The sequence below is a fragment of the Microbacterium sp. PI-1 genome (assembly GCF_004337555.1).
In the GTDB taxonomy this organism is placed as follows: Bacteria; Actinomycetota; Actinomycetes; order Actinomycetales; family Microbacteriaceae; genus Microbacterium; species Microbacterium aurugineum.
This window is the reverse complement of record NZ_SJYZ01000047.1, coordinates 1-10,297: the sequence shown is the minus strand read 5'-3', so window position 1 is coordinate 10,297 and position 10,297 is coordinate 1. Positions and strand designations below refer to the sequence as shown.

Sequence of the window (10,297 nt, the reverse complement as noted above, 5' to 3'; positions counted from 1 at the left end):
AGAAACGATCGTTTGCGGCAGGGAGATGGCGCCGCCGCGATCCGACAGGCCTCCTGAGACTCCGCCACTTTCGTGAGACGCTCCGACACCTTTCGTGAGACTCCGACACTTCTCGTGAGATCGGACATCTGTGCTGAAAACCGAAGATTCCGTGACCAAACCGTTGCATTCGTTATCTCGCCGTTATACAGTGATCACACGGTGAATGTTTGCTGTGGCACTCACCGCATGTGATTGCAGGACACTCTTGGTGCAAGGGACAAGGGCCGGTCGGGAGCCTCTCCGACCGGCCCTTTACTGTTCCCACTATTCTGTGAGGATGACCGACCGCAAGCTCGCCATCGAAGCCTGGGAGAGCCTGTTCCGCGCACAGCACGAGGTGTTCACCGCGATGCTGGCCGACTTTGAAGAAAACCACCTCGCACAAGCGGAGTACGACGTGCTTCTGACCGTCACCCGCTCCCCCGACATGACCGCACGGCTGCGCGACATCACCTCCAACATGCTGATCAGTCAGCCGAGCGTCTCTCGTCTGGTCGACCGGATGGTCACCCGAGGTCTCGTGGCGAAGTGCTCGGATCCCGACGACGGTCGCGGCGCCCTGATCCGCGCCACGGACGAAGGGGCCAGGGCCTTCCGCGCACTCGCGACCGTGCACGGACGCTCGATCGCCGAGCGCATGTCGCGCCTCGACGACGATGAGCTGCGCACTCTGCGCGACCTCGCCGAGAAGCTCCGCTCCCGCTGACCTGCGCCTGTGGGCGCCGAGAACGACCTCCGCCTTTTCTGGCAGGGTGGGTGGCATACGCCTGCGCATTCGGCGGGCACGTCAGACCGCCCCCTCGGGGGGAACCAGGGAGGTCATTCATGGAGATCGCCGGAATCGTCGGCATCCTCGTCATCGTGGGCATCGGCGTCGTCATCGCCGTCGTCCTGCTGCTGATCCTGTTGCTGTTCGCACGCAGCTGGATCAAGGTCGCCCGAGCCGACGAAGCCCTCGTCATCTCGGGGCGCAAGCAGAAGATCCAACGCGCAGTCATCGCCGCAGACGGCACGACCAGTTCGGAACTGGCGGAGTCGCCCGTCACCGTGATCGTGAACGGCAAGTCGCTCGTCAACCCGATCACGCAGCGCCACGAGATCATCTCTCTGCGCTCCCGTCAGGTCTCCCTCAACGCCGAGGCGCAGTCGCTCGACAGTGTGACGCTGAACGTCGACGGCGTCGCGATCGTGAAGATCGGCTCCGACCCGCTCTACGTGCGCCGCGCTGCCGAGCGTTTCGCATCGCAGGACAAGGCCATCGAGCAGTTCACCACCGAACAGCTCGAAGGTGCGCTCCGTGGCATCGTCGCGACCCTGTCGGTCGTCGAGCTCATGCGCGAGCGCAAGAAGTTCTCCGATCAGATCGCCGCCGATGTCTCGCAGGAACTCGCCGAGCAGGGACTGATCCTGGACTCGTTCCAGATCAAGGGCATCACCGACAAGGTCGGCTACATCCAGTCGCTGGGTGCCCCCGAGATCCAGGCGAAGCGTCAGGCCGCCGAGATCTCTCAGACGAACGCCGACCGCGCGATCAATCAGAAGAACATCGCGAACCAGGAAGCCAACCTGATCGAGCAGACCGCGCTCGACACCAACACCGCCAACGCCGACTCCGGCATCGGACGTGCACGTGCCGAAGCAGAGCAGGCAGAAGCTCTCGCACGCGCTCAGGCGGAGCAGGCCGTTCTGCAGCAGCAGGCCGAGAACAAGCAGGCCCAGCTCGACGCCGACGTCAAGCGTGTTGCCGACGCCCAGCGGTACGAGGCGGAGACCCGCGCTCAAGCCGAGCTCTACACCCGCGAACGCGCGGCCGAGGCCGCCGCGATCGAGCAGGTCAAGCAGGCGGAAGCCCGCACCCGTATCGCCGAGCAGCAGGCGCAGGCTGACAAGGCTCGTGCCGAGGGTGAAGCAGCCGCCGCCATCGCGAAGGCGAGCGGTGAGGCGAACGCCCTCCGCGCCCAGGCCGAAGCCGAAGCGGAAGCCCGCCGCCTGCGCGCCAGCGCCGAAGCCGATGCCATCCGCGCCGAGGGTGACGCGCGTGCCGGCGCCCTCGAGGCCGAGGCCAAGGCCATCGCCTCGAACCAGGACGCCTTCCTCTCGCAGCGCGTGCTCGACGTTCTGCCCTCGATCATGGCCGAGTTCTCGAAGGGCTACGCGGCGATCGGCAACGTGTCGATCATCGGCAGCTCCGGCGAGGACGGCGCATCGAACGTGGTCGGCGCCGACAACGCCAAGGCCCTCCGCTCGGTGTTCGACAGCGTCCACTCGGCCACCGGCCTCGACCTCGCGGGCATCATCCAGGGTCAGGCGGTCGGCCGTGGTTTCGGCGCCGGTGTCGCCGAGGCCACGCCTCCGACGCAGTCCCCCGCGCGTGCGTCGACGCCCTCCACGGCGTCCCCCGCCACGGAGCCTGCTCCCGCCACGGAGTAGCACCCACGCAACACGAAGCGGATGCCGCGGCCGATCGGGTCGCGGCATCCGTTTTTCGCTTCCGGCACCCCGTTCGCCCGTTCACAATTCAGGAAGAACGAGGTGGTCGGGGCCAGCGAGAGCCGCTCGGGGTCCGCAGGGCGCGTTTCTCCTGAGTTGTGAACGGCTCCGGTCGCTGACTCGACGCGGCAGACTGGACGGATGATGCCCGCCGCCTTCGATCTCGACGCCATCGGCGCCGGGCTGTCGTTCGCGGGCGCCCTCGACGAGCTCTCCGCGGCCCTCGACGCCGGTGGCTCAGTGGTCGTGACCGCACCGCCGGGCACGGGCAAGACCACGCTCGTGCCGCCCCTCGTCGCCTCGCGGTGCACCGGTCGCGTGATCGTCACCCAGCCTCGCCGCGTCGCCGCCCGTGCCGCTGCCCGACGACTCGCCCACCTCGACGACTCGCCGCTCGGCTCACGTGTGGGGTTCACGGTCCGCGGCGAGCGCTCCGCGGTTCCCACGACGCAGATCGAGTTCGTCACCGCCGGCGTGCTCCTGCGGCGGATGCTCGACGATCCCGGCCTCGACGGCGTGGACGCCGTGATCCTCGACGAGGTGCACGAGCGCGCGCTCGAGACCGATCTCCTGATCGGCCTGCTCTCCGAGGTGCGTGAGCTGAGGGAGGACCTCGTGCTCGTCGCCATGTCCGCCACCCTCGACGCCGAGCGGATCGCATCGGTCCTCGGCAGCGAGTCGGCCGCGGCCCCGATCGTGGACCACGATGTGCCCGCCTTCCCCCTCACGGAGCGCTGGGCCCCGAGCCCCGTACCGCGCCTCGACGAGCGTGGGGTCACCTCAGGTTTCCTGGACCACGTCGCACGCGTCACGACGTCTGCGGCCCTGACGCAGATCGCGGAGGATCCGGAGGCCGACGTCCTGGTCTTCGCACCGGGGGCCCGGGAGGTGTCGGAGATCGCCCGGCGCATCCGGGAGTCGAGCGAGACGTTCGATGTGCGGGAGTTGCACGGACGCATCCCGGCGGCCGAACAGGATGCGGTGATCCGAGGTCGTACGTCGGAAGACCGTCCGCGCATCATCGTCACGACCTCGCTCGCGGAGTCCTCGCTCACGGTCCCGGGCGTACGCCTGGTCGTGGACACGTGCTTGTCGCGGCATCCGCTGCGCGACGCCTCCCGAGGAATGACGGGTCTGGTCACGACCGCGGCATCCCGGTCGTCGTGCGTGCAACGAGCGGGACGCGCCACCCGCCAGGCTCCCGGTGCCGTGGTCCGCTGCGTCGACGAGCGGTCTTACGCGGCGGCTCCGGCGCGCCCGGTACCCGAGATCGCGGTCATCGACCTCGCGGATGCGGCCCTGCTGCTCGCGTGCTGGGGATCCCCCGGTGGCACCGGGCTGCGGATGATCGACCCGCTGCCCGCAGAGAACCTCGCCGATGCCCTCACGGTCCTCCGCGGTCTCGGCGCGATCAATGACGAGGGTCGTGCCACCGCGGAAGGGCGCGCCCTCGCCCGCGTTCCGACCGATCCTCGACTCGCCCGCGCGCTCCGCGACGGCAGTCCGGCAGTCGGCAGACGCCTCGCCGCGGAGGTCGTCGCGCTGTTGGGCGGCGATCTGCGAGTCGCCGATGCCGACGTCGCACAGGCCCTCATCTCCTTGCGGGGCGGACGCACGCCGGATACCCGCCGATGGCGCGATGACGTCGATCGCCTCGAACGCCTGGCCCCACCGGCACCACACGCCTCTGCGGATCTCGACGGCGTCGGGCTCGTGATCGCCCTGGCCTTTCCCGAGCGGATCGCCCGCCGCGTCGAGCGCACCGCGGCCGGAGCGACGTTCCTGCTCGCATCCGGGACGCGAGCAGGAGTGACGGGCCCGCTCGCGGCGGTCGAATGGCTCGCCGTCGCCGACGTCGCCCGCGCCTCCGGGCGCGCGGCAGCCGGGTCCGGAGCGGTCATCCGCGCGGCAGCGACGCTCACCGAGGCGCAGATGGAGCAGGCCGCCGACCACCTCCTGACGGACCGCGTCGAGGCCGAGTTCAGCGGAGGCCGTGTCCAGGCCCGACGCGAACGGCGGCTCGGGGCGATCCTGCGCACGTCGGTCCCGGTCCGGGCCTCCGCGCAGGAGGGACGGGATGCTGTCCGCCGCACCCTGCGCCGCGACGGACTGGGCATGTTCGCGTGGTCCGACGGCGCGGAGGCACTGCGCCGTCGGCTTGCGCTGCTGCGGCGCGAGCTCGGCGCCCCCTGGCCGGATGTCTCGGGCACGGGCCTGGTCGACACCCTCGACGCCTGGCTGGCACCCGAACTCGATGCGCTGGCGTCCGGCACCCCGGTGGGACGACTCGACCTGCTGTCCGCCCTTCGCCGCCTGCTGCCGTGGCCGGAGGCGGTGCGCCTGGACGAACTCGCCCCGGAGCGCCTCGAGGTGCCCAGTGGATCCCGCGTCCGCATCACCTACCCGGAACCCGACGGCGACACGTCGGCACGGCCCGTCGTGGCGGTCAAGCTCCAGGAGTGCTTCGGGTGGGCGGAGACTCCTCGGCTGGTCGATGGGCGCGTGCCGGTGCTGTTCCACCTGCTGTCCCCCGCCGGGCGCCCGCTCGCGGTGACCGACGACCTGGCCTCGTTCTGGTCCGGTCCGTACGCACAGGTCCGCGCCGAGATGCGGGGGCGCTACCCGCGGCACCCCTGGCCCGAGGACCCGTGGGCCGCCACGCCGACCAAGCACACCAAGAACCGCACCGCGCGTTGAGCAGCGGAACGGACCGAGACCTCAGCGTGTACGCCGCCGCAGCGTGAGCGCCGCGAGCACCAGGGCACCGACGGCGAACGCGACGACGATCAGCAAGGGACCGAACACGTCCCAGCCCTCGTCCCCCGCGGCGACGGCATTGATCGTGTCGATCGCGTAGCTCAGCGGCAGCCAGTCCGAGATCGCGTACAGCACATCGGGCATCTGGTCGCGGGGCATGAAGAGCCCCCCGAGGATGATCTGCGGGAACACCAGCAACGGCATGAACTGCACCGCCTGGAACTCCGTCTGCGCGAACGCACTCGCAAGCAGGCCGAGCGCGGTGCCGAGCAGTGCGTCGACCACCGCGACCAGACCCAGCTGCCACAGCGGCCCGTCGACGTCGAGCCCGCACACCCCGACCGCGAACGACACCGTGATCACCGCCTGGACCACCGCCATCGCTCCGAACGCCAGCGCGTAGCCGAGGATGAAGTCGGCCTTCTCGAGAGGCGTCGTCATCAACCGCTCGAGCGTGCCCGAACGGCGCTCCCTCAAGGTCGTGATCGAGGTGATGAGGAACATCACGATGAACGGGAACAGCGCCAGGATGGCACCGCCGACCTGGTCGAAGACACCTTCCTGGTCGCTGAACAGCCAGGCGAAGAGCCCTACGAGGAGGCTCGGCGCGATGAGCATCAGGGCGATCGACCTCGGATCATGCCGCAGCTGCGTGAGGACGCGCCCTGCCGTGGCGAAGATCCGGCGGCCGTTCATTCCCCGACCTCCCCGTGCGTCCCGCGCGTATCTCGGCGCGACCTCCTGGTGTCTCCGAGGCCGGCCGCGCGGTCACGCTCGATCAGCGCCAGGAAGGCGGCCTCGGCGTCGGTCGTCCCGGTGTCGGCGAGGAGCGACGTCGGAGTCGTGTCGGCGATGATCCGCCCCTCCCGCATCAGCAGCAGCCGGTCGCAGCGCACGGCCTCATCCATCACATGGCTCGACACGATGAGTGTCACCCCGCGATCCGCGAGACGACGGAAGAGGGTCCACAGCTCAGCGCGCAGCACCGGATCGAGTCCCACCGTCGGCTCGTCGAGCACGACGAGCTCGGGCGCACCGATCAGCGCCACCGCGAGCGACACCCGCGTCGCCTGTCCTCCGCTCAGGGCGTCGACGAGCTGCCCCGCCTGCGGCCCGAGACCGACCTCCTCGATGACCCGATCGACGTCGCCCTTCGGGGCTTTCAGCAGCGAGGCGAAAGAGGCGAGATTCTGACGCACGCTGAGGTCGCCGTACACCGATGCACCCTGCGTGCCGTACGCGACCCGGTGCCGGAGCCCTCGCGAGCCGCCCGGCTCTCCGAGGACCCTGACGTCTCCGGAGGCGATCCTCTGCACGCCGACGATCGAGCGCATGAGAGTCGTCTTGCCGCACCCCGACGGCCCCAGCAGGCCGGTGATCTGCCCGCGCGGAATCGTGAGGTCGATCCCGTCGAAGACCTGGACGGCGCCGCGGTGCACACGCAGCTGCGAGATCTCGACAGCCGAGTTATTCATCATGTGATGAATTATGCGCCCGAGTACCGATGGCGTCAACGGGATCTGTGCGCCTGCGCCTGCGCCCCCTCAGTCGAAGAGGTAGCGCTGCACGGTCGGACCGACTCGTCCGACGAGTTCATCGACCGATGCACCAGCGAGCGCGGGGAGCCGCAGCACGTAGCGGGCGATCAGCATGCCGGCGATCTGCGAGGCGACGAGAGCGGCGCGCAGATCGGCATCGTCGGTGTCGAGACTCCGGGCGACGCGGGAGAGCAGCTCGCGCGAGAGGAAACCGGCCAGCAACGGGGTCGTCAGCCGACTCCCCACGGCGGTGCGGATCAGCATGACCCCTCGCCGGCGCACCTCCGGCTGCTCGAACGCCTCGAGCACGTAGCGGACGAGTCGCTCACCGACGCCGTCGCGAGATCCGGCCAGGATCCGCGGCACGTCGATGTCGGGACGCAGAGGGATGCCCACGGCCTCGGCGAAGAGGTCGGCTTTGGTCCCGAAGTAGTGATGCACGAGCGCGGAGTCGACACCGGCGCGGGCCGCGATCGAGCGGACCGTCGCGCCATCGTAGCCCTTCTCGGCGAAGTCGTCGACCGCGGCCGCCAGAATGCGCGCCCGCGAGTCCGAGGCACCTCTCGGGCGTCCTCGCCGGCGCGGTGACTTCTGCTCGGTCATGCCCGCCAGCCTACGACTTCGCTCCCCGCGATCGACCCGGGCTCAGTCGAGCAGATGACGGAGGTAACGCGTGGGGTGGTCGAGGAACGAGCGCCAATGGTCCACGATCTCGAGGTCACCCCAGTCCGCCGGACGCACGCCCCACTCCCCGACCTCGAGGATCTTCGCGCCGGGGAGGGCCGCGAGTACCGGCGAATGCGTCGCGCAGAGCACCTGGCCCCCCTCGTCGGCGATGCGGCGGAGCACCGCGATGAGGGCGAGCGTCGAGGTGAAGGACAGGGCCGCCTCGGGCTCGTCGAGGCAGTAGAAGCCCGGCTCGTCGAACCGGCTGTCCAGCAGCGCGAGGAATGACTCCCCGTGGCTCATCTCGTGGAACGGAACGTCGCCGCTGGCCGAGGGGTTCTCTTCCAGATACGTGTAGAACGAGTGCATCGTCTCGGCGCGGAGGAAGAAGCCCCAGCGATTCGCACCTACCCCGCGCTGCAATCGAAGCCAGTCCGACAACGGCGACTCGGTCGCGCGCGTGCGGTGCCGTGCCTGCCGTGACCCACCCTCGGGCGAGAGTCCGTACGCCAGCGCGATGCCCTCGACCAGAGTGGACTTGCCGCTGCCGTTCTCGCCCACCAGAAAGGTCACTCCGGGGTCGAGGTCGATCCCTTCGCGGAGCACCTGGGCCACGGCGGGGATGTTCGTCGGCCACTCCCCGTCGGGCGTCGGGGCATCATCGTTCGGCCGGACGGCGACCACCGGCTGCTGCCGTCGACGGCGAGAGCTCGGCTCCCAGAACGCATCCATCGTGCTCCCTCCGCGCGTCACGTCTCGTGGAGGCTATCGCCACCCGCGGACACGATCACGATCGGGCGGTCAGCACTCGATGACGTTGACCGCGAGACCGCCCTCGCTGGTCTCCTTGTACTTCGTCGACATGTCGGCACCGGTCTGGCGCATCGTCTCGACCACGGCGTCCAGGGACACGTAGTGGCTTCCGTCGCCGCGCAGGGCGAGTCGGGCCGCCGTGACCGCCGTCGACGCGGCGATCGCGTTGCGTTCGATGCACGGGATCTGCACGAGTCCGCCGATCGGGTCGCACGTGAGACCGAGGTGGTGCTCCATCGCGATCTCCGCCGCGTTCTCGATCTGACGATTCGTGCCGCCCATCACCGCCGTGAGCCCGCCGGCGGCCATGGCGCACGCGGATCCGACCTCGGCCTGGCATCCACCCTCGGCCCCGGAGATCGATGCGTTCGCCTTGAAGAGCGAGCCCAGAGCCGTCGCAGTGAGCAGGAAGCGGCGGATGCCACGGCGACGGTTCGCCTCGGCCGTCTGCTCCTCGTCGAGCCCGCTGGCGCTCTCCAGCGTCCGCACATCCGACTCGAATCCCAACAGCGCGCTGCCGACGAGTTCACCGTAGGGGGTCACCGCGTTGCCCGCTCCCAGCCCCGAATCGGCGAGGAACCGCCACCAGTACATCGCGACGGCCGGAAGGATACCGGCGGCTCCGTTCGTCGGGGCCGTCACGACCCGTCCGCCTGCCGCGTTCTCCTCGTTCACCGCGAGCGCGAAGGCGCCGAGCCACTCGCCCGGCAGCTCACGATGCCCGTCGGCCTCGACCGCCTCGAGCTGACCGCGGATCACTCCGGCCCGCCGCTTGACCTTGAGGATGCCCGGGAGGGTTCCTTCCGCGTGCAGACCGGCGTCGACACAACCCGCCATCGCATCCCAGATCGCGTCGAGTCCGGCAGCGACCTCTTCCTCGCTGCGCACGGATGCCTCGTTGAGTCGCGCGACCTCGGCGATCGACAGCCCGTTCTCGTCGCAGAGGGCGAGCAACGAGGCAGCATCCGCATACGAGTACGGGAACCCTGCGGTCGCGAGCTTCGCCTCCTCACCGTCCCTGCGGATGAATCCTCCGCCCACCGAGTAATAGGTCTCCTCGGCGACGACATCGCCCGCTGCATCCCGCGCGGTGATCGTCATGGCGTTCGGGTGCCCGGGAAGCCGGGTGCGCGGCGCGAAGACGATGTCGTCCTTCACGAACGGCACCTCGTGGGTGCCGTCGATGCGGATCACGGCACCCGCGGGGAGGTCGGCCCAGGCGGCACGGACCTCAGCCGGGTCGCACGTCTCCGGCGTGAGCCCACGGAGCCCGGCGACGACGGCGTCCGGAGTGCCGTGGCCGATCCCCGTTGCACCGAGCGAGCCGTACAGCGCGACCTCGATACGGCCGACTCGCGCCAGAGCACCGCTCGCCGTGAGGCGTCGCGCGAAATCGAGAGCCGCCCGCATCGGTCCGACCGTGTGGGAGCTCGAGGGACCCACTCCGATCGAGAAGAGGTCGAAGGCCGAGACGTACGCTGTCACCCTTCCAGGCTACGCCGGATTCACCGGTTCGGTTCACCTCGGTTAACTCGACGGGGAGTCAACCCCCTTCCGACGAGCGTGCGGTCGGGGCATCGTGGTCCGAGGACATCGCCGAAAGGGGTCACCATGACCGACACCACTCCTGAGCCGGAACCCACCGACGAGCTCTCTCCTGAAGCGCAGACTCCGACGCCCAGCCCTTCTTCGGACACGAGCCAGGCGGAGGCGACGACTCCCACCGAGGCCGAGTCGCCGGAAGACGCCGACCCGAGCGAGGTCCCGAGCACCGAGGAACTCGAAGAGCCGAGCACCGAGGAACTCGAAGAGCCGAGCACCGAGAAGGACCCCGGCGAGGAACCCACCGCGCCGAAGCGGGATGAGCCCGAGCCCGACCACGAGGCCGTCGGCATCGGTGTGATCGACACCGAGGAGCCGCAGGCCGGCTGATCCGTTCGCCGAGACCCCCGGTCGCCGCCGAGACCCCACCCTGCAGCCGACGGTAGGGC

General features: G+C 69.6%; 9 protein-coding genes. 4 read left to right on the top strand and 5 right to left on the bottom strand.

Going from position 1 to position 10,297, the window contains the following annotated elements; all coding sequences use genetic code 11:
• The first annotated feature begins 319 nt into the window (after positions 1–319).
• From E0W80_RS18815 to hrpB, 3 genes are all read left to right on the top strand, one after another.
• Entirely contained in the window at positions 320–748 is a 429-nt protein-coding gene (locus E0W80_RS18815) for a MarR family transcriptional regulator (RefSeq protein ID WP_131494527.1), read from the top strand.
• Positions 749–867: 119 nt separating this feature from the next.
• On the top strand, positions 868–2,472 hold the full coding sequence (locus E0W80_RS18810) for an SPFH domain-containing protein (protein WP_131494526.1): 1,605 nt from the start codon (positions 868–870) through the stop codon (positions 2,470–2,472).
• 201 nt (positions 2,473–2,673) lie between these two features.
• Entirely contained in the window at positions 2,674–5,229 is a 2,556-nt protein-coding gene (gene hrpB / locus E0W80_RS18805; protein WP_131494525.1) for an ATP-dependent helicase HrpB, read from the top strand.
• Positions 5,230–5,250: 21 nt separating this feature from the next.
• Here the strand turns inward: hrpB and E0W80_RS18800 are convergent, their stop codons facing one another.
• From E0W80_RS18800 to E0W80_RS18780, 5 genes are all read right to left on the bottom strand, one after another.
• A complete protein-coding gene (locus E0W80_RS18800; protein WP_131494524.1) occupies positions 5,251–5,985 on the bottom strand; it encodes an ABC transporter permease in 735 nt (244 codons plus the stop codon).
• Positions 5,982–6,767: an ABC transporter ATP-binding protein gene (locus E0W80_RS18795; protein WP_131494523.1), complete on the bottom strand. Its 786-nt coding sequence runs from the start codon at positions 6,765–6,767 to the stop codon at positions 5,982–5,984. Before E0W80_RS18795 ends, E0W80_RS18800 begins: the two co-directional genes overlap by 4 nt.
• 66 nt (positions 6,768–6,833) lie before the next feature.
• Complete coding sequence (locus E0W80_RS18790) at positions 6,834–7,430, bottom strand: TetR family transcriptional regulator (protein WP_131494522.1); 597 nt, start codon at positions 7,428–7,430, stop codon at positions 6,834–6,836.
• Between the two features lie 42 nt (positions 7,431–7,472).
• Entirely contained in the window at positions 7,473–8,225 is a 753-nt protein-coding gene (locus E0W80_RS18785; protein ID WP_131494521.1) for an AAA family ATPase, read from the bottom strand.
• Between the two features lie 69 nt (positions 8,226–8,294).
• Positions 8,295–9,791 (bottom strand): L-serine ammonia-lyase, iron-sulfur-dependent, subunit alpha, encoded by a 1,497-nt coding sequence (locus E0W80_RS18780; protein ID WP_131494520.1) that lies wholly within the window; start codon positions 9,789–9,791, stop codon positions 8,295–8,297.
• 126 nt (positions 9,792–9,917) lie between these two features.
• Between E0W80_RS18780 and E0W80_RS18775 the strand changes: the two genes are divergently transcribed.
• A complete protein-coding gene (locus tag E0W80_RS18775; RefSeq protein WP_131494519.1) occupies positions 9,918–10,238 on the top strand; it encodes a hypothetical protein in 321 nt (106 codons plus the stop codon).
• Positions 10,239–10,297: the final 59 nt, after the last annotated feature.

What these genes read in the sequence shown, in the direction of transcription:
- E0W80_RS18815 (WP_131494527.1), top strand. Translation starts at nt 320, where the DNA reads ATGACCGACCGCAAGCTCGCCATCGAAGCCTGGGAGAGCCTGTTCCGC.
- E0W80_RS18785 (WP_131494521.1), bottom strand. Translation starts at nt 8,225, where the DNA reads ATGGATGCGTTCTGGGAGCCGAGCTCTCGCCGTCGACGGCAGCAGCCG.
- E0W80_RS18795 (WP_131494523.1), bottom strand. Translation starts at nt 6,767, where the DNA reads ATGATGAATAACTCGGCTGTCGAGATCTCGCAGCTGCGTGTGCACCGC.
- E0W80_RS18790 (WP_131494522.1), bottom strand. Translation starts at nt 7,430, where the DNA reads ATGACCGAGCAGAAGTCACCGCGCCGGCGAGGACGCCCGAGAGGTGCC.
- E0W80_RS18775 (WP_131494519.1), top strand. Translation starts at nt 9,918, where the DNA reads ATGACCGACACCACTCCTGAGCCGGAACCCACCGACGAGCTCTCTCCT.
- E0W80_RS18810 (WP_131494526.1), top strand. Translation starts at nt 868, where the DNA reads ATGGAGATCGCCGGAATCGTCGGCATCCTCGTCATCGTGGGCATCGGC.
- hrpB (WP_131494525.1), top strand. Translation starts at nt 2,674, where the DNA reads ATGATGCCCGCCGCCTTCGATCTCGACGCCATCGGCGCCGGGCTGTCG.
- E0W80_RS18800 (WP_131494524.1), bottom strand. Translation starts at nt 5,985, where the DNA reads ATGAACGGCCGCCGGATCTTCGCCACGGCAGGGCGCGTCCTCACGCAG.